Below are 18,434 nucleotides of genomic sequence, written 5' to 3'. Positions count from 1 at the left end.
CTAGTCTTTTGCCCTTTTGCTGCTAGATGACCGCCGGGACAAGGACAAAGACTGGACCATGAGCACCCAAGCCTACATCTGCGACGCCGTCCGTACACCCATCGGCCGCTTCGGCGGGGCCCTGGCGTTTACGCGGGCTGACGATCTGGCGACGACTCCGATCAAGGCACTGGTGGAACGAAACCCCTCGGTGGACTGGTCACTGCTGGACGAGGTCTTCCTCGGCTGCGCCAACCAGGCCGGCGAGGATAACCGGAATGTCGCCCGGATGGCCGCCCTGCTGGCGGGTCTCCCGACCTCGGTTCCGGGCACCACCATCAACCGTCTCTGTGCCTCGGGGCTCGACGCCGTCGGGTCGGCCGCGCGGGCCATCCGCGCCGGAGAGATCGGCTTCGCAATCGCCGGAGGCGTCGAGTCCATGACGCGGGCTCCCCTCGTCATGGCCAAGGCCGAAAGCGCCTTTCAGCGGACGGCCGAGATTCACGACACCACGATCGGCTGGCGCTTCATCAATCCGGCCATGCGCGCCGCCCATGGCGTCGATTCCATGCCGGAGACGGCCGAGAATGTCGCCACTCGCTACCAGATCAGCCGCGAGGAGCAGGACGCCTTTGCCCTGAGAAGCCAGCAGCGGGCGGCAAATTCGAAGGCCTTTTTTGCGGAGGAGATCATCGGCATGGAGGTCGCCGATGCGAAGGGCCGAACCCGGCCTTTCGGCGAAGATGAGCACCCACGCGCGGACACGACGCTGGAGGGCCTTGCAAGGCTCCGGGCTCCCTTTCGCGAGGGTGGCTCAGTCACGGCCGGGAATTCATCGGGCGTCAATGACGGGGCCGCGGCCCTGATCATCGCCTCGGAAGCCGAGGCTGTCAGGCATGGCCTCGTTCCGCGCGCCCGCATCCTGGGCATGGCGACCGCAGGCGTCGATCCTGCCGTCATGGGCATCGGGCCGGTGCCGGCAACCCGCAAGCTGATGGACAGGCTCGGGCTGGAGATCGCCGACTTCGATGTCATCGAGTTGAATGAAGCCTTTGCAAGCCAGGCCCTCGCGGTCCTGCGGCAGCTGGGTCTGGACGATGACGCGCCCCATGTGAACCCGCACGGCGGCGCGATCGCGCTGGGGCATCCCCTGGGCGCCAGCGGTGCCCGTCTGGCCCTGACCGCGGCCCACGCCCTGGAAGCCACCGGCGGCCGGCGTGCGCTTTGCACCCTGTGCGTGGGCGTGGGACAGGGCGTCGCCCTCGCGCTCGAACGCGTCTGACCTTCTGTCCAGCGCCCGGGCGGCATGGCGTTGGCCCGGCTTCCGAGGTCGGCACAGGTCCAGCGCGCCTCCTCGAACAGGATCGCCACCCGCGCGGCATGACGGTCGACCGCCCCGCAGGAGCCGAACCTCGCGTCAGAGCGCGGAAAACACGCCGGTCAATCCTTGGACCCACCCATGTTGACGAGGGTCTGCCCCCCGCGGGCGAAGGTCTCGGCACCGCCGCGGGTGGCCGCCATCATGGCCTCGAGGTCGAAAGGCACCTTGATGCCCGCCTGGGCCGCCGGACGGGCCGCAATGGCCGCGACCCAGCGCTGGAGATTTTCGAACGGTCCGATGTCCACCCCCGACCATTTGTGGGTCCGGACCCAGCACCAGTTGGCGATGTCGGCGATGGAATAGTCCCCGGCCAGCCATTCATGATCCGCCAGCTGCCGGTCAAGGACGCCGAACAGTCGTCCGCTCTCGCCCTGGTAACGATCGATCACGACCTGGATCTTCTCGGGGAAATAGCGATGGAAGACATTGGCCTGACCCATCATCGGGCCGATCCCGCCCATCTGGAACATCAGCCACTGAAGCACCCGACTGCGCCCTTTGGCGTCCACGGGCATCAGCTGGCCGGTCTTTTCGGCGAGGTAGATCAGGATCGCGCCGGATTCGAAGACCGCGAAATCATCGGCCTCATGATCGACGATGGCCGGGATACGGCCATTGGGGTTGATCGCCAGATAGTCCGGTGCCCGCTGCGCCCCCGACAGCAGGTCGATGGCATGCACCCGATAGGGCAGGCCCAGTTCCTCAAGGGCAACGGAGGCCTTCCAGCCGTTCGGGGTCGGCGCGGTGTAGAGCGAAATCATGGGGCTTCGTCCAGGCTGGAAATCAGAGCCACGGCACATCGAAAACCGATGTGTCCGGTCGAGGTTTCGGGCGGCAGTCCGGTTCTAGCGGCGGGCCGGTAGCGCGCGCAACATTCAGCGGCACTCAGGTACGAGCCGCCCTTCCGCGTCTGCCGGACCCCGACAGTCGGTCATCGCTTGCATTTTCGAACGGTTCGGAGATGGGGGGACGATCCGGCCGTCCCGGCCGCTGACCTTCGACCTGATCGGGAGCCGCAAGGTGTGGGCCGGCCTCCCGGAGTGAGCGACCGGCCCGTCTGTTCTCTAGTTCAGGATATTGCCCAGCTGCATGGCCAGGCCCATGTCGCCCTCGATCTTGATCTTGCCCGACATGAAGGCGGCGGTCGGGTTCAACCGGCCCGCAGCCATTTCGAGGAAGTCGGCTTTCGAGATCTTGACCGTGCAATCGGCGGCGCTGTCCTCATTGTCGACCAGCGCTTCGCCGCCCTTCGAGTCGATCCGGATGGCACCGTCGTCGCCGAAATGGAACTTCACCGTCTTACCCTTGATGCCACCGCTGGCCGCGACGCGGCCCCGGATCTCCGAGGTGATTTCATCTAGCGTCATGTCAGGTTCCTTCGGTATGGAAACAGATCAGGTCCGGGTGGCTGGAATTGCCACGCGGGATGCGTAATATTTCGGCATTCCGGATGTCAATATTTGGAGCAGTGGTTTGCTGGAACGCGCGGGCGATCTGTCTGTTGTCGACGGCCGGCGTATCCGCAGTCAGCGCAGCCGCTCGGCCGTCGCCCGGGCCCTGCTCGACCTGGTTCGCGAAACGCGTCAGATGCCCACGATGGACGCCGTCGCCGACCGGGCCGATGTGTCCCGGCGCTCCGTCTTCCGGCATTTCGCCGATACCAATGAGCTGATCGTCGCGGCAACCCAGCTGCAGCGCGATGAGGTCTTCGCCCGGTTTCATTGGCGGGACATCAGCAACCTGCCGGAAACCGAGCTCATCACGGCCGTGGCGCAGAGACTGGGCCGGATGTGGGAGTATATCAGCCCCGTCCGCGACGTCGCGCGCTCCATGCGGGCCCAGAATCCGGTCATCGACCGGATGCTGCGCGAGGATGAGGCCACACACCGCAACTATCTGAACACCGTCTTCTCGACCTCGCTCGGCCTCGCAGCCGAGGCCGATCGCGAGCTGTTCCTGCGATCCATGGTCCTGGCCTCGTCCTGGCCGACATGGATCGGCATGCGCCGCGACCAGCAGCTGACCGTGGTCGAGGCCCGACGGGTGATGGAGCACACTTTGCGCTCGCTGCTGCTGGCCGCGCGAACCCCGGCCGGCTGACCCTGGCCGCCGCCCTGACCCACCTGGCCTTGCTGAGCCTCTGAGCCGGGACGGATAGACGGTCTGCGGTGCGTGATCGATGGGTCTCGGGCTTGAGCCGAACAACCGGTCGGGACGGACTTGCGCTTTAAGGGGCCCGGCGGCTGTTCCGGAAGGTCGGGCGGAGCTGTCAGTCCAACGCTGACGCGTCTCCACCCGGGACGACGCAGACCGCTGACGGGGATGATGCTGCATGAAGCCGCATTGGTGCAGGCGTCACCGGTTTCCGGGGGTCGCGACCCGTCATGCCGTGGGGCTGTCGTTCCGTTTCAGCCCGGGGGGGGCCTCGGGAGAACAATCGCACGCAGCAGCACACCGTCTAATCCGACGAAGAGGACCGTGGCCACCCCCTCAAGAACGAGGGCCGCCCAAAGCCCTTTGGGCAGCCTCGTGTGCCCGGCGAAGCTCTTCCTGAGCACGGCGAAGGTCTTCCTCTGAACGGCGCGCCTCTTCCGCTGAACGGCGCGCCTCTTCAGCTGAACGGCGAACTCGTTCCTCTGATTCTGCTAAGGCTGCCGCTGAACGGCGAGCTCGTTCCTCAGATTCTGCTAAGGCTGCCGCTGAACGGCGAGCTCGTTCCTCTGATTCTGCTAAGGCTGCATCGCTACGTGCTGTTACCGCGGCGCGCAGCCGCTGCTGCTCTTCTGGCGAAAGGCTCTGAGCTTGTGCCCGCGCCTGCTCACGGCTCATGCGACCAGCAGCCTGTTCTGTCATCCAGTAATCAAACAACGCCACCAGCTGGGCATCGGTGCGGGCACCGGGTGCCTGTGGTTGTGGGGGCGGCTCGGCCAGGGCGTTTGTGAGCGGCAAGACCGAGAGAGCGACCGCCAATCCAAGAATTCTGATCATCCTGATGCTCCCGGCCGGACGAAGTCGACGTTTGCGCGGCCAAGCTAACCGTCAAGCCTGTTCGCCGTAAACTGGATTCTCCGAGGCTGGAGGACGGCTTCCCTGAGGGGCCGACATGCGCGCATGACCGCGGCCGCCCTTGCCGGATCGAAACGGGAGCAGGGATATCTGAACCGGGAAAAGTGATCCTGCCCCGGTATGCGTTGGCTTTTAGAAGGCTGGACCGTGGCCTGGAGCGCCGACCAGGCTTCAGAGAGGGTTCGACGAAGGAAGGTCTGGCGGAGACGCAGGGATTCGAACCCTGGGTACCCCTTACAGGGTACGACGATTTAGCAAACCGTTGCCTTCAGCCACTCGGCCACGTCTCCAGCAGGGGCGGTGATTAGCCGAGCAAACCGTGCGGCGCAACGGGCAAGACGGAAGTCGGGCCCGAAAGCGCCTGTGTTAACGGGACAGTCAGGGCGGGTGTGCATGATGGTTGTATTCCCTCCCGCCGCGAGCCCCATGACCGAAGCTGCCCGCCGCCCCTCGTTCGATACCGCCGTGTCGACCGCGGGCACCCTGGATGTGCCCGGCCTGCAGGCCCTCGCCGGCCCGGCCGTTTCCGCGCGGCCGGAGGCCGGGGCGGAGGCCGGGGCGGAGGAGAGCGCACGCCGCGGGCCGTTCCGGCCCGAGGTCTGGCTGAACGCCCGCCAGCGCCATGCCTCGCGGCTGGCCGCCCACTATTTCCGCGCCCTCGACAGCCTGGCGGTGGTCGCCGTCAGCCTGCTGTGCGCCGGGGCCGCGACGTCGGGGCCCCTGATCCATGCCCAGGTGTCACAGGTGCTGCCGTTCGGGATGGGGGCAGCGGCCATTCTGGGCATGATGCGCCTGCTGGGGCGCTACCGGTTCTCGCGGGGCCAGAAGACGGCCTGGCACCTGGCCATCGTCGCCGCCACGGTGCTGGCCGGGGCCGCGACCGCCCTTGTCAGCGGCTGGGCCCTGCGCGGCCCGGCGGCGCAGGAGTCCGCCTATCTGGTCTGGGCCGGGCTGGTGCTGATCACCCTCCACGCCCTGCACATCGGCTGGAGCGACATGGTCGGCCGGTGGCGGGCGGCCGGCACCCTGACGCCCAATATCGTGCTGGTCGGGGCGACGCAGCATGCCGAGACCCTGATCCGCGAGGCGCTGAAACGACGCGACCTCAATGTGCTGGGCATTTTCGACGACCGTCTGGCGCGCAGCCCGCGGGCCATCGAGGGTGTCCCGGTGCTGGGCACGGCGGCCGATCTGCTGACCCACAAGATGACGCCCTTTGTCGACCGCATCGTGCTGACCATCGACCCCCGGGCCGACGCGCGGGTGCGCCAGCTCAATGCCGCCCTGGGGACCCTGCCGCATGAGGTCACACTGCTGGTCGAGCCGGACGGCATGGCCGAGACGCAGTCGGCGCTGGACCGGCTGGCGGCGGCGCCGCTGGCCGATGTCCGGAGACCCGTCGACGACGACCGACGCGCCTTCAACAAACGGGTGCAGGATCTGGTTCTCGGCCTGGCGGCCCTCGTCCTGCTGGCCATCCCCATGGCGATCCTCGCCCTGTTCATCCGGCTGGACAGCCCGGGACCGATCTTCTTCCGCCAGCGCCGCCACGGCTTCAACCAGGAGGAAATCGTGGTCTGGAAATTCCGCTCGATGAAGGCGGAATCCGCCGACCCCACGGCCAGCCGGCAGGTGACGGACAACGACGACCGCATCACCCGGATCGGTCGCTTCATCCGCAAGACCAGCCTCGACGAACTGCCCCAGCTGCTGAATGTGATTGCCGGAGAGATGTCGCTGGTCGGGCCCCGTCCGCACGCCATCGGCATGAAGACCGGCCACGTCGAAAGCGCCCGCCTGGTCGCCGACTATGCCCACCGCCATCGCATCAAGCCGGGCATGACCGGCTGGGCGGCCGTCAACGGCTCGCGCGGGCCGCTGCACACCGCCGCCGACGTGCGCCGCAGGGTGCAGCTCGACATCGACTATATCGAGCGTCAGTCCCTGTGGATGGATCTGTGGATCATGGCCATCACCGTGCCGGTGCTGCTGGGCGACCGCGCGGCGATCCGTTGACGGAGGGGCGCTGATGTTCTGGCGCGGCGTCTGGGGCTATCTGCCCGCGAATATCGTGCAGGGCGTGGTCGGCTTCCTGGCCATCATCCTGTTCACGCGCCTGCTCAGCCCCGAGGATTTCGGCCGCTACGCCCTCGCCGTTTCGGTCGTGACCCTGTCCCATGTGGCGGTATTCAGCTGGCTGGAGGCGGCCATGGCCCGCTTCTGGGCGGCCCAGACCCCGGGCGCGGCCCAGGCCCATTTCGCCAGCCTCTATCGTACGGCCTTCGGTCTGGGGGCCGCCTTTCTCATCGTGGTCGGGCTGGCTGTCTGGCTGCTGCCCGCCGATCCCCTGTTCAAGCTCGCCCTCGCCGCCGGTCTGGCCGGAGCGCCCGCGCGGTGCATGGTCAAGCTGGCGCAGGAACGGTTTCGGGCTGAGGGCGAAGTCGGCAAGTCGGCGCGCCTGGACATGGCGGTCACGGCCGGCGGTTTGACGATCGGCGTCGGGTTCGCCCTCGCCGGGGCCGGGGCGGCAGCCCCCCTGCTCGGCCTGGGTCTGGCCCCGCTGGCCGCCCTGCCCTTCGTCCTGCCCGGCGAGCTGAAACAGGCGCGCGGCGGGGCCTTCGAAGCCGGCCGGGTGCGCGAATACGCCCTGTACGGCTATCCGATCGCCGCCTCGCTGGCCCTGACCGTGGTGCTGGCCTCGACCGACCGGTTCCTGCTCGCTGTCTATATGGATGAGGCGGCGGTGGGCGCCTATCACGCCAGCTATTCCATCGCGAACCGGACGCTGGACGTCCTGTTCCTGTGGCTCGGCACGGCCGGACAGCCGGCTCTGGTGATGGCACTGGAGCGCGGCGGGATCGAGCGGCTCAAGGTGGCTGCCCGCGAACAGCTGTCGACCTTCCTGCTGGTGGGCCTCCCGGCAGCGGCGGGGGTGGCGCTGGTGGCACGACCTCTGTCCGAGGTGCTGATCGGTGAGCAACTCCGGACCGCCGCGGCCAGTGTGACGCCCTGGATCGCCCTGTCGGCCCTGCTGTTCGGCCTCACGGCCTATTACTTCGGCCAGGCCTTCACCCTGGGCAAGAAGACCCGACGGCTGCTGATCGCCATGGCCATTCCGGCCGGACTGAATGTGATCCTGAACCTGATCCTTGTGCCGAGGTTCGGCCTGATCGGGGCGGCCTGGGCCACGGCGGCCAGCTTCGGCATCGGCATGGTCGCGACCTGGCTGGTCGGCCGCCGCGTGGTGGCCCTGCCGATTCCCTGGGAAAGTCTGGCGCGCTGCAGCGCAGCCACGGGCCTGATGGCCCTGGTCGTCTCCCACCTGCCGGCGATCGGCGGGCTCGGCGAACTGGTGCTGGATGCGGGGGTGGGTGCACTGGTCTATGCCGCCGCGGCCCTGATGCTCAATGCCGCCGGGGTGCGGGACCTGGCCCGGCGACTGCTGATGCAGCGCCGACTCCGGAGCGCGACGGTATGAGCGCCCGGGCGAAGATGACCGACAGTCCGGCCTGGAAGACGGCGAAGCCTGCCGTCTCGGTGCTGATCCCCTTCCTGCGCGACGACCCGGCCGAGCTGCTGAACCTGCTCGACGAGGAGGCCGCCTCGGTCGGCGGTGCGGTCGAGATCGTGGTACTGGATGACGGCACCCGGGACGCAGCCCTGACGGCGCGGCTGGCCGGGCAGATCAAGGCGATGGCCCTGCCCGTCCGGCTGATCACCCTGACAGTGAACGAAGGCCGCTCGATCGGGCGCAACCGGCTGGCGTCCGCCGCCCGCGGCGGCAGCCTGCTGTTCCTCGACAGTGACATGCGGCCGGACCACCGGCGCTTCCTGCGCGACTGGGCTGACCTGGCGGCGCGCGAGGACCCGGCGGTGGCCTTCGGCGGCTTCTCCCTGCTGCAGGCCCCGACCGACGCCCGTTTCGCCGTCCACCGCGCCATGGCCGCGAAGTCGGAGTGCGTGCCCTGGATGGAGCGCGCCAGGCAGCCCGAGAAATACGTCTACACCTCCAACCTGCTGGTCCGCCGCGACGTGTTCGAGGCCGAGGCCTTCGACCCCGGCTTCACCGGCTGGGGCTGGGAGGATGTGGAATGGGCCATGCGCGTCTCGCGGCGGTTCCGCGTCGTCCACCTCGACAATGCGGCGACCCATATGGGGCTCGATACGGTGGCCTCCCTGGCCGGAAAATACGAGCAGTCAGCACCGAATTTCGCCCGCATGGCCGAGCGCCATCCGGCGATCGTCGCGACCTATCCCAGCTACAGGGCGGCCCGGCTGCTGAAGCGGCTGCCCGGTCTGCCGGGGCTGCGTCGGATGATGCGGCGCGGGGCAGAGACAGGCTGGCTGCCGGTCGCGGCGCGGGCCTTCTCGCTGCGCCTGTACCGCGCCGCCCTCTATGCGGACGCGGTGTGATGCGCGATGTCGCCGTCATCGTCCCGACCCTGAGGCGACCCGAAAGTCTGGAGCGGGCCCTGCGCTCACTCTTCGCACAGACCGGCGTCGCCGACCGGGTGTCGGAGATCGTCGTGGTCGACAATGATCCGGTCGGATCGGCGGCCGCGACCGTCGGTGCCCTGCGGTCGGGGTCCCCCTGGCCCCTGACCTGTGTGCACGCCCCCAGACCCGGCGTCGCCACGGCGCGGAATGCCGGGCTGGCCTCAACGGACGCTCCGCTGATCGCCTTCCTCGACGACGACGAAGCGGCTTCGCCGGGGTGGCTGGCGGCCCTGCTCAGGGCCCGGGAGGAGACGGGTGCCGACGCCGTCTTCGGCCCGATCACCGGCCGGGCGCCCGACGCCGCGACCTGGCTGAAGCCTTGGCTTGAGCGCTTCTTCAGCCGCGAGGGACCCGCGCACACCGGGCTGATCGACCAGCCCTTCGGTTGCGGCAATTCCCTGATGGTGCGGGCCACCGCCCTGCCCGGCCCCGCGCCGTTCGATACCGGCACAGACCAGGCCGGCGGCGAGGACGACGCCCTGTTCGCTGCGCTCGCGGCCCGCGGTGGACGCTTCGGCTGGGCGGCGGACGCCCGGGTCGAGGAGTTCGCGCCCGCCCATCGCGCGACGCTGAACTACGCCCTCGCGCGCGCCTTCGCCTACGGCCAGGGGCCCAGCCAGACGGCGGCGGCAGCGAAGGACTGGCCCGCCGTGGCACGCTGGATGGTGATCGGCGCGGGCCAGACCGCGGTCTTCGGCGCCGCCTCGGCGGCCCTGACCCTCATCGCCAGCCCGAAGCGCGCGGAAATGTATGACCGCACGGCACGCGGCATCGGAAAACTGTTCTGGATGAAGGGCTTCGAGCCCCGCTTCTACGGCGCGCGCGAAGTGGCGCGGCTGGAGGCGGCGGGACTCTGAGCTGGTTCATCACAACGAACCCGGGCCCTCAGAAAGGCATCAACCGGTCAGCCGTTTCAGAAACGCCGGCGGATTGTAGGTCGAGCGATTGACCACCACCCCCGCGATCCGGCCGTCCACCGCCTCGATCTCGTCGCGCAGCATCAGCGGCTCGCTGGCCGCCCCGCGCTCGGCCGCCACGACCAGGACGGTCGCATCGACATAGGGTGCCAGGGTGATGGCCGTGTCGCTGCGGTCGGCGGCGGGGGCGTCGATCACCACCGTATCGGCATGTTTGCGCAGCGCGTCCCAGTAGCGGGCGTCGCTGACCGCCTCGGCCCGCTGCCCCGAACGCAGGTGCTCGGCCGCAAACCGGGTCACCCAGAGCCGCCCGCCGAGACAGGGCCGGGCGGTCATCAGCCGCGCCGGATGCACGGGCTTGCCGGCCCGGTCCATGATGCGCGGCGTGACGGCAAAGAAGATCGAACCGTCAGGCGTGGCGATGGCGGCCTTGCCCAGACTGCCGAACCGCTGAGGCTGGGCGGCGACCGCATCCATCTGACCCTGCCGGGCCAGATCGGCGTCGATCAGCCAGACGGGACGGCGGGCGCGCACGGCCGCCAACCGGGCGTATTCGCGCGCGACCGTAGACACGCCCTCGCCCGAGCCGGCGGCGGCGATCTGGACCACGCGGCCGCGATGACCCGGCACCGGTCCCAGAGCGGCCCAGAGAGCCGCCATTTCGGATGTCAGATCGACCATCGAATCGCTATGCGCCCGGATACCGGCCACACGCTAGCACGGGCCGGGTCATGGAGCCTTCACAGGCGCGACCGCGAGGACCGGCATTTCGAGTGTCCGGCCGGTCGAGGCCGGGGTCACGTAGCCCCGCCGCGTGAACACGCGCAGCAGGCCGGCGCAGAGGGCGGTAAAGGCGGCAAACAGGAGAACTGCCGCCAGCAACGGCGCCTTGAGACTGGTTCCCTTCGTCGGGGCCTCGGCGCGCTCGATGACATTGACGTTGTCAGCTCCGGCGGCGACCAGGGCGCTGTCGGCGCGGGCGGCGCTCTCGCGCTGCTGGAAGTCACGGACCAGCGTCGTCAGGACCTCGCGGTTGCCGGACAGATTGGCATTGGTCGATTCCAGCCGGGTCATCTCGGCCAGACGCGAGCGCAACTGGCTCAGCTGGCCTTCGGCCACGGCCAGCCGGGCCGCCAGGCCGTCGCGGTCGGCGGCGGCGGTGATCCGGGCGGTCTCGATCTCGGTGAAGATGGTGCTGGGGCCGGTGCGGACCTCCTTGGGCCCAACCGTGGTGCCGGTGGCGACATAGGCCTGCAGGTCGGCGATCTGCTGATCGATGTCGCGCACGGGCTGGGCCTCGGGCGTATAGCGCGACAGCAGGGCCTCGCGCTGGGTGCGCAGCTGCAGGATCTGGTCCTGGGCCGATATGTTCAGGTCCTGCTGCAGCACCACCTCGGCCGGCTGCTCCGCCAGCTGGACCTCAAGGGTCGCCAGCCGCTGGGTCGCCTGATTCAGCTGGGCGCGCAGAGACAGGGCATCGGCCTGGGTGGTCTGATAGTTGGCCGCGAGGCTGGCCTTGAAGGTGGCGAAGTCGCCGATGTCGTTGGAGGCGAGGAAGGCGCTGTAGGCCTCGTCGGCGGTGGCCAGATCGTCCTCGAACGCAACCCGTTGGGCCGCATAGGCCGGTGGGGTCGAGCCCTGGAAGATCTGTCGGCGCCGGACCAGATACTGATCGACGACGGCGTTCAGAACCTGTGCGGCCCGGACAGGATCATCGGCCTTGTAGGACACGGCGATGATCGCACTGCCCGGCGTGACCCCGACCCCGAGGTTGGCGTCCAGCGCCCTGAGCGCTGCGGCTTCCTTTTCCGCCGGCGTGCCGGTCGCGCGCGGGCCCAGCACCGTATCGGCACCAACGGCGCGGACGGCGCGGCGCTTGACTTCGAGACTGCCCAGAATGGTCGCCTCCGACCCGGCCACGGCGTCGGCTTCCAGCGGCTGGCTGGGGTCGATGGCACCGACCCGGGACTGATAGACATACTCCTGCCCCGCACCGGCATAGACGCTGGCCGTGGCGGTGTAGGTTTTCTTCAGCGTCAGCACCGCCGCCGTACCGATGGCGACAACGACCCCGAAGATCACGATCATCAGCAGGGATTCACGGAACAGCAGGCCGACGACATCGAAGAAGCCGTAGCGCGGGCGGACAGTCGTGTAGGCCGACGTGCGCATGAGGGGCAGAATGATTCCATCGAACTGGACGTGAGCCGACAGACTTGGGGCAGCGGCGTTAACCACTGGTTACCCATAACCGCCGACCCTGCACCCGACGCTGAAATCGCGGAGTGAGTCCCCATGTCCATCGACCGTCGTCTGTTGCTGCTTGGCCTGGCCGGCGTCGGCGCGATGGTCAGCGGCTGTGCCGGCGGGCGGGGACTGGGCGGGGACGACTATGGCTCGCGCATGCCCCTGCCCCGCGCGCGCGGCGGCGATGCGAACCGGATCCGGAATGCCGGCCGGACCGCCTTCCCCGAGATCGGCTTTGCCGACTGGACCGAGACGGAGCCGGAATACGTCCTCTATCCCGGCGACGAGATCGAGATCGCAACCCCGACAGCCGCCGAGCTGACAAGGACCCAACGGATCGGCCCCGACGGTCGCATCTCCCTGCCCCTCGTCGGCCAGATCATGGCGGCGGACCGGACCATCGCCGAGGTCGAGCGCGATGCTTCAGACGCCTTCGCCAGCCAGCTGCGCCGCCCCATCGTGGAAGTCACCCTGAAGACGGCTGGACCGCTGAAGGTGTGGGTCGACGGTGAGGTGCGGACACCCGGCGTCTTCGACATGGCCGGCGATATCGACGCGTATCAGGCCGTCATCCAGGCGGGCGGCTTCCTCCCGACCGCCAGACAGGGTGAAGTGGCCCTGATCCGGCGCGGGCCGGGCGGCGTGCGCATGATGCGGGCGATCGACCTGCGGCCCCGGCGCGGCGAGGTCATCGCCCTGAGACGCGGCGACATCATCTTTGTGCCGCGCTCGACCCTGGGCGAGGTCGCCAATTTCGTCACCCTGTTCCGCAACGCCCTGCCGGTCGGGTTCAGCTATGCGATCGGCGGGCAGTATCAGTCGTTCTGAACGGCAAGGCTGACAAAGTCTGGGCTCCAGGTCCTTCCGCTCCGGGCGCGAGGGTCCAGACGATCGACATAAAAACATCACGCGCGGGCGATAGCTTGAAAATCCGTGTTTTGTGACGCCGCAAGAGCATTCGACATGAAAAAGTGGTTCTGTTTCGTCTCGACATTTTTGTTCGCAACGACCTTCCATTCCTTTTCTTATGCCCAAGTCACTGACGTTAGTTCTGTTTTTGCGCAGGGCGGCCACGTCCGCATAACATACGACGGTCAAATGCAGGGCAGGTTCACTGCAAATGACGGCAGGGCTATTCCTGTATCGGGCGCTTACCGCGTTAATGTGACTTACAACGGAAACTCTGTTTCTGGTTCAGATTCCCTGACCCTTAACAGTCCTCAATCCGGCGGTGGGACAACAACGTTTCAGGGAACACGAACGGGAAATATATGTGACATAACGGACAACAACGGGCTGCGACTTCGCGCTGTTTGTACGTTCGATTCATTTGAATACAATCAGACAAACACAGACTCTTCGGGCTCTTTGGCCATGACCCTCAATACGCGCCGTACAAATGCGGTTGATGTATTGGAGCAACAAAGACAAGAAGAAATCGCTCGCATTGAAACTGAACGGCAGCGCGCAGCCTATCAGGCCCAACTGATTCAGCAGCAGCAAGAGGCCGAAGCCTTCATTCGGTCCCGCCCGAGAGCAACCCGGGCCCAGAGCACCTTGCTGGCCCAGGCCATCAATCAGGACTCGCAATTCTGGTTTATGAACAGACTCGATCAAGGCGAACTGTATGACGTGGTCACTCTGCCATCCCCATCCAATGACGTGACCATCGTCAGGGGAAGCTACACCTACAACGGCGGGAGCCAAGGTTGGGCCAGCGCCCGTATCCGCGGCTCGACCGTAGAGTGTATCGAGTATTGGGACTTCCAGGGCACATGCGCACCGATCAGGTACGCGGCCCCTTCAGATCAATCAGGTTCTTCGTACAGTGATCGACGGAGAGAGCAACGCGAGCATGATTTGCGTGAACTCGAGGGAGAGATTCAGGCGCGTCAGGCTCAAACTGCAGGGCAGAGGCCGCAATAGAGGCAGGCGGTCTGATCAAGGCAAATCTGGTCTTGGTTGACTCTGGGGCGTGCGCATCCTTTCGGTAGTCAAATGCATTTGACCCCGGCGGAGTGTCGCGGCAAGCATGCCCCCCCTCACCCCACAGTAACCCCCGGCGGCGGCACGCTGTCCGCCGGGACGAAGAAGTCCGGCATCAGGGTCTTTCCGGGCTCGACACTGTACTTATCGAAATCCCGCTCGCCGCGCTCGTACAGGAAGCTGTCATCGATCAGGAACCGGCCGGTCAGCTCGCGCGACGGGCTGGTGAAGATGGCGTGGGCGGCGTCGGCCATGATCTCGGGCGTGCGGCAATAGGCCAGGCCCTCCTTGCCGGTCAGGGCGAATTCGATGGCCGCGGTGGCGATGCCGGTGCGGGGCCAGAGGCCGTTGCAGGCAATGCCGTCCTCCCGGAACTCTTCCGCCATGCCCAGCATGGCCAGGCTCATGCCGTATTTGGCCATGGTGTAGGCCACATGCGGGCCGAACCAGTGGGGCGACAGGTCCAGGGGCGGCGACAGGGCCAGAATATGCGGGTTCGCTGCCTTTTTCAGGTGCGGGATACAGGCCCTGGATACCAGAAAGGTCCCGCGGGCATTGACCTGGTGCATCAGGTCATAGCGTTTCATGTCCGTGGCCAGGGTGCCGGTCAGCTGGATGGCCGAGGCATTGTTGACGCAGATGTCGATGCCGCCGAAGCGCGCCACCGCCGCCTCGACCGCCGCCATCACCGAGGCCTCGTCGCGCACGTCGACGGTCAGCGGCAGGGCCTGCCCCCCGGCGGCCTCGATCTCCGAGGCGGCGGAATAGATGGTGCCCGGCAGGTGTTTGTGCGCCTCGGCGGTCTTGGCGGCGATGACCACATTGGCCCCGTCGCGCGCCGCCCTCAGGCCAATGGCCAGTCCGATGCCACGGCTGGCCCCTGTGATGAACAGCGTCTTGCCCTGAAGTGACATGAGGCTTGGCTCCCGGTTGGTTTCAATAGAAAACGCTTCGAACGCCAATGACGCAGATTCCGCACAGGAGCGAAAGACCCATGTCGGCCTTCGAGATCACCCGCGACGGTGCCGTCGCCCATCTGAAGCTGTCGCGGCCCGAGGCCTCCAACGCCCTGGACCTGTCGTTCTGGCGGGATTTCGGGCCGGCCCTGAGGGCGCTGGATGCGACGGGCGAGGTCCGCGCCCTGGTCATCTCCGGCGAGGGCCGCAATTTCTGCGCGGGCATGGACATCTCCGTCTTCTCGGGCGGGGCCATTCTGAAGACGGACACGGCAGCGGAGCGGCAGGCCTTCCATCAGGCCGCGCGTGAGCTGCAGGAAACCCTGACCATGATCGAGCGGGTGCGGTTTCCGGTCATTGCGGCTGTCCAGGGCGCCTGCGTCGGGGCCGGCCTCGACCTCGTCGCCGCCTGTGATCTGCGGCTGGCGGCGACGGGGGCGTATTTCCGGATCGAGGAAATCAATATCGGCATGATGGCCGACGTCGGCAGCCTGCAGCGGCTGCCCTATGTCCTGCCCGAGGCCGTGGTCCGCGAACTGGCCTATCTGGGCAGCTCCCTGACGGCGGACCGGGCCGAGCGACTGGGCTTCGTCAATGCGGTGCTGCCGGACGCCGGGGCTTTGGTGGCTGCCGCCCTGGAGATGGCCCAGGCCATCGCCGCCAAGGCCCCGTTGGCGATCGCGGGCTCAAAGGCTGCGGTCACCTATGCGCGGGACCACACGGTCGCCGAGGGGTTGGAGTGGGCCGCGCTGATGCAGGGATCGATCTGGAATACGGCGGACATCCTGGCCGCCATCCAGGGCCGGATGACGCGGACCCCCGCCGAATTCGCCCCGCTCGCACCCCATACCGGCTTCGGCACGGCGGCAGACTGACCCTCCGGCCCCGGTTCGGCTGTGACACAATGGGTCTGGGCGCGGCGACGACTTTGGCCCATGAATGGAACGAAAGACGCCGCAGCCGGCTTCCGCTGGCCAAGACCTGACAATCCACGATGGACCGCAAGACCATGAAATCGAAACTTGTCGCCGTGGCTGCGGCCCTGTTGACCACCGCCTGTTCGACCGTGGGTGTCCGTTCCGGCACCGAGGAGCCCGCCTTTACCGAAGTCGCCCGGATCGGCGACATCCAGATCCGGACCTATGGGGAGCGGATCGCGGCCGAAACCATGGTCACCGGCTCCAACGAGGCGGCGCGCAACCGCGGCTTCCAGCGGCTGGCCGGCTATATCTTCGGTGGCAATGCGGCACGGACCAGCATCGCCATGACGGCTCCGGTGGCCCAGGGCTCTGACGCAGGGTCAGGCCGGTCGCAGAGCATCGCCATGACCGCCCCCGTCGCCCAGGGCGGTGCCGGGCAGGACCGGTGGATGATCCAGTTCTTCATGCCTGCAGAATATACAATGGAAACGCTGCCGGTTCCGCGGGACCCTGCGGTCGTCCTGACCGTGGTTCCGGCCGAAACCTATGCCGTCCTGCGTTTCAGCGGCCTCGGCTCGGCACAGACGGTGGCCAGCAAACAGGCTGAGCTGGAGGCCGGTCTGACGGGCAGCGGCTGGGTCAGCCAGGGTGACCCTGTCGTGTGGTTCTATGATCCGCCGTGGACCCTGCCGCCCGCGCGACGCAATGAGGTCGCCGTGCGGGTCATCCGCCGCCAGCCCTGAGGCCCGGCGGCTGATGTCGTCGGGGCGTCAGGCGGCGAGACGGACCACGCCCGCATCGATCCAGCGGCGAGCCGCCTTCTGGGCCTCGGCGATCTCATCCTGCTCCATTTCCTGGCTCATCTCGCGGCGATAGACGCGCGCTTCGATCGAGCCCTTCATGGCCGCGAGGTTGAAGATCATATGGGCCGAGACCCGGTCCATCGGGCAACCGCCCTGGCCGCTCGAATACATCATGCCCAGCCGGAAAAGATCATCACCGCTCATGTCGGCGGTCGGCAGGGGCAGACCCTGCTCTTCGTTGGCCTTGGGCGCCATTTCTTGCGCGTTCATCACCGTATCTCCCGAACCGGTGCCGTTCTGGCCCCGTCCTCTGAGACGCGATCAAATACCCGCGGTTTGAAGGTAAAGTTAACAGCAAGGGCCATTTGAGGCCTTTTCAGTACAGTTCTACCGAATACTCCGCACCTGTTCAGACCTCTGAAATAGTTCTGAAATCCCTGATTCATACCTGCTAACCGCAGGTGACTGGAACCCTAACGGAACATAACCGACAAGATTAAAAAGGATTACCGCGCTCGCTGACCGGACAACACCCGGCGCGCCGCCGCACGGAATTGGCGTTCGGCCCAGATAGTGCCTTGATCCATTCAGTCACGGTTCATCATCAAGACGCGACCCTCCCCTCAAGCCGTCTGACAGGGGCTTGCAAGGAAGTATGAAAATGAAACGCTCATTGATGGTCGCCGCAGCCGTTGCCGCTTTTGCCGTACCGGCCATGGCCCCCTTGACCGCCCTGGCCCAGGACGGAGAACGGGACGGGGGTCGCCGCGGCGCTGCCCGCCAGAACGGTGATGAATCCCGCGAAACGGGCCCCGACCGCCCCAGCACGCCGGACCGGCCCTCCAGTGAAGGCGGCGGCGGTGACCGCGGTGGCGGTGACCGCGGTGGCGGTGACCGCGGCGGTGGCGGCGGCGGCCGTCCTGAGCGGCCGACCGGCCCCGGACTGCTGGGCGGCGGTGGGGGCGGTGGCGGTGGCCAGCCTGACAGACCGGACCGGCCTGATCGTCCTGACAGACCGGACCGGCCCGATCGTCCTGACCGTCCCGACCGTCCCGACCGGCCCAATCCCGGCACAGGCGGCGGTGGCGGCAACGTCGGCGGTGGCGGCGGCGGCCGTCCCGATCGGCCCGATCGTCCCGACCGGCCCAATACCGGCGGCGGCGGCTCGCCCGACAGGCCTGACCGGCCGCAGGACCCCCGGGACCCCCGGGATCGCCGCGACGACCGTCGCGATGACCGCCGGGATGACCGCTGGGACCGTCGGGATGATCGCCGGGACGACCGTTGGGATCGCAGGGAGGACCGCCGCGAGTATCGGGAGTTCCGCAACCGCTTCAACAGCGACCAGTGGCGGCGCAACTGGAACCGCAGCCACCGCGGCGACTGGTGGCGCAATGACCGTCGGTTCCGCGGATACACCGGCCTGCGCATCGGCTTCTATTTCGCGCCGGGCTACGGCTACTACAGCGTACCCCGCAACTATTGGGGCCAGCGCTACTACGTCGGTGACTACCTGCCGTCGATCTTCTGGCGCTATCAGCTGGACGACTGGCGCACCTATGGCCTCGGCTATCCGCCGGCGGGCACGCGCTGGGTGCTGGTCGACAACCACATCTATCTGATCGACCAGTACGACGGCTACATCATCGACGTCATCTTCGACGCCTGGCGCTGGTAAGCCG

The 18,434-nt window shown here is 67.4% G+C and carries 18 protein-coding genes, 1 tRNA gene and 1 pseudogene; 11 read left to right on the top strand and 9 right to left on the bottom strand.

Annotated features, from left to right (window positions below; all coding sequences use genetic code 11):
• The first annotated feature begins 58 nt into the window (after window positions 1–58).
• The gene (gene pcaF / locus Q0053_RS09510) at window positions 59–1,261 is read left to right on the top strand and encodes a 3-oxoadipyl-CoA thiolase (RefSeq protein WP_298099288.1); all 1,203 of its coding nucleotides are present in this window, start codon (window positions 59–61) and stop codon (window positions 1,259–1,261) included.
• Between the two features lie 158 nt (window positions 1,262–1,419).
• Here pcaF and Q0053_RS09505 read toward each other — a convergent pair whose 3' ends face one another.
• The 3 genes and pseudogenes from Q0053_RS09505 to Q0053_RS09495 form a co-directional block, all read right to left on the bottom strand.
• The gene (locus Q0053_RS09505; RefSeq protein WP_298099285.1) at window positions 1,420–2,121 is read right to left on the bottom strand and encodes a glutathione S-transferase N-terminal domain-containing protein; all 702 of its coding nucleotides are present in this window, start codon (window positions 2,119–2,121) and stop codon (window positions 1,420–1,422) included.
• Window positions 2,118–2,264, bottom strand: a pseudogene (locus tag Q0053_RS09500) (SUMF1/EgtB/PvdO family nonheme iron enzyme); the annotation flags it as partial. The gene Q0053_RS09505 and the pseudogene Q0053_RS09500, both read right to left, overlap by 4 nt.
• Window positions 2,265–2,424: 160 nt before the next feature.
• Complete coding sequence (locus Q0053_RS09495) at window positions 2,425–2,727, bottom strand: SCP2 sterol-binding domain-containing protein (RefSeq protein ID WP_298099282.1); 303 nt, start codon at window positions 2,725–2,727, stop codon at window positions 2,425–2,427.
• 106 nt (window positions 2,728–2,833) lie between these two features.
• Between Q0053_RS09495 and Q0053_RS09490 the strand changes: the two genes are divergently transcribed.
• Entirely contained in the window at window positions 2,834–3,460 is a 627-nt protein-coding gene (locus tag Q0053_RS09490; RefSeq protein WP_298099280.1) for a TetR/AcrR family transcriptional regulator, read from the top strand.
• A gap of 390 nt (window positions 3,461–3,850) precedes the next feature.
• Here the strand turns inward: Q0053_RS09490 and Q0053_RS09485 are convergent, their stop codons facing one another.
• Both Q0053_RS09485 and Q0053_RS09480 read right to left on the bottom strand, forming a co-directional pair.
• The gene (locus Q0053_RS09485) at window positions 3,851–4,348 is read right to left on the bottom strand and encodes a hypothetical protein (RefSeq protein WP_298099277.1); all 498 of its coding nucleotides are present in this window, start codon (window positions 4,346–4,348) and stop codon (window positions 3,851–3,853) included.
• A 276-nt stretch (window positions 4,349–4,624) separates the two neighbouring features.
• A tRNA-Ser gene (locus tag Q0053_RS09480) sits at window positions 4,625–4,716 on the bottom strand.
• Window positions 4,717–4,852: 136 nt separating this feature from the next.
• On the opposite strand from Q0053_RS09480, the gene Q0053_RS09475 reads away from it, so the two are divergent.
• The 4 genes from Q0053_RS09475 to Q0053_RS09460 are packed head-to-tail and all read left to right on the top strand — an operon-like array spanning window position 4,853 to window position 9,780.
• Window positions 4,853–6,442, top strand: a complete 1,590-nt coding sequence (locus tag Q0053_RS09475; RefSeq protein WP_298099274.1) for an exopolysaccharide biosynthesis polyprenyl glycosylphosphotransferase — start codon at window positions 4,853–4,855, stop codon at window positions 6,440–6,442.
• A gap of 13 nt (window positions 6,443–6,455) precedes the next feature.
• A complete protein-coding gene (locus Q0053_RS09470; RefSeq protein ID WP_298099271.1) occupies window positions 6,456–7,904 on the top strand; it encodes a lipopolysaccharide biosynthesis protein in 1,449 nt (482 codons plus the stop codon).
• On the top strand, window positions 7,901–8,839 hold the full coding sequence (locus tag Q0053_RS09465) for a glycosyltransferase family 2 protein (protein ID WP_298099268.1): 939 nt from the start codon (window positions 7,901–7,903) through the stop codon (window positions 8,837–8,839). Before Q0053_RS09470 ends, Q0053_RS09465 begins: the two co-directional genes overlap by 4 nt.
• Window positions 8,839–9,780 (top strand): glycosyltransferase family 2 protein, encoded by a 942-nt coding sequence (locus tag Q0053_RS09460; protein WP_298099265.1) that lies wholly within the window; start codon window positions 8,839–8,841, stop codon window positions 9,778–9,780. The genes Q0053_RS09465 and Q0053_RS09460 overlap by 1 nt, the downstream gene beginning before the upstream one ends.
• Before the next feature lie 39 nt (window positions 9,781–9,819).
• Here the strand turns inward: Q0053_RS09460 and Q0053_RS09455 are convergent, their stop codons facing one another.
• Entirely contained in the window at window positions 9,820–10,521 is a 702-nt protein-coding gene (locus Q0053_RS09455; protein WP_298099263.1) for a hfsB, read from the bottom strand.
• Window positions 10,522–10,569: 48 nt separating this feature from the next.
• Window positions 10,570–12,012 (bottom strand): chain-length determining protein, encoded by a 1,443-nt coding sequence (locus tag Q0053_RS09450; protein WP_298099260.1) that lies wholly within the window; start codon window positions 12,010–12,012, stop codon window positions 10,570–10,572.
• 123 nt (window positions 12,013–12,135) lie between these two features.
• On the opposite strand from Q0053_RS09450, the gene Q0053_RS09445 reads away from it, so the two are divergent.
• Both Q0053_RS09445 and Q0053_RS09440 read left to right on the top strand, forming a co-directional pair.
• Window positions 12,136–12,915: a polysaccharide biosynthesis/export family protein gene (locus tag Q0053_RS09445; RefSeq protein WP_298099258.1), complete on the top strand. Its 780-nt coding sequence runs from the start codon at window positions 12,136–12,138 to the stop codon at window positions 12,913–12,915.
• Window positions 12,916–13,050: 135 nt separating this feature from the next.
• Window positions 13,051–14,013: a hypothetical protein gene (locus tag Q0053_RS09440; RefSeq protein ID WP_298099255.1), complete on the top strand. Its 963-nt coding sequence runs from the start codon at window positions 13,051–13,053 to the stop codon at window positions 14,011–14,013.
• Window positions 14,014–14,129: 116 nt separating this feature from the next.
• Here the strand turns inward: Q0053_RS09440 and Q0053_RS09435 are convergent, their stop codons facing one another.
• Complete coding sequence (locus Q0053_RS09435) at window positions 14,130–14,987, bottom strand: NAD(P)-dependent oxidoreductase (RefSeq protein ID WP_298099252.1); 858 nt, start codon at window positions 14,985–14,987, stop codon at window positions 14,130–14,132.
• 80 nt (window positions 14,988–15,067) lie between these two features.
• Between Q0053_RS09435 and Q0053_RS09430 the strand changes: the two genes are divergently transcribed.
• Window positions 15,068–15,904 carry an enoyl-CoA hydratase-related protein gene (locus Q0053_RS09430; protein ID WP_298099249.1) on the top strand — a complete coding sequence of 279 codons (837 nt, stop codon included), beginning with the start codon at window positions 15,068–15,070 and terminating at the stop codon, window positions 15,902–15,904.
• Window positions 15,905–16,023: 119 nt separating this feature from the next.
• On the top strand, window positions 16,024–16,692 hold the full coding sequence (locus Q0053_RS09425; protein ID WP_298099246.1) for a heme-binding protein: 669 nt from the start codon (window positions 16,024–16,026) through the stop codon (window positions 16,690–16,692).
• A gap of 27 nt (window positions 16,693–16,719) precedes the next feature.
• Here the strand turns inward: Q0053_RS09425 and Q0053_RS09420 are convergent, their stop codons facing one another.
• Window positions 16,720–17,022 (bottom strand): sel1 repeat family protein, encoded by a 303-nt coding sequence (locus Q0053_RS09420; protein WP_298099244.1) that lies wholly within the window; start codon window positions 17,020–17,022, stop codon window positions 16,720–16,722.
• Window positions 17,023–17,413: 391 nt separating this feature from the next.
• Between Q0053_RS09420 and Q0053_RS09415 the strand changes: the two genes are divergently transcribed.
• Window positions 17,414–18,430 carry an RcnB family protein gene (locus Q0053_RS09415; RefSeq protein ID WP_298099241.1) on the top strand — a complete coding sequence of 339 codons (1,017 nt, stop codon included), beginning with the start codon at window positions 17,414–17,416 and terminating at the stop codon, window positions 18,428–18,430.
• Window positions 18,431–18,434 lie beyond the last annotated feature (4 nt).

The sequence above is a fragment of the Brevundimonas sp. genome (assembly GCF_027487935.1).
Lineage (GTDB): Bacteria > Pseudomonadota > Alphaproteobacteria > Caulobacterales > Caulobacteraceae > Brevundimonas.
This window is presented reverse-complemented; position numbering and strand designations above follow the sequence as displayed.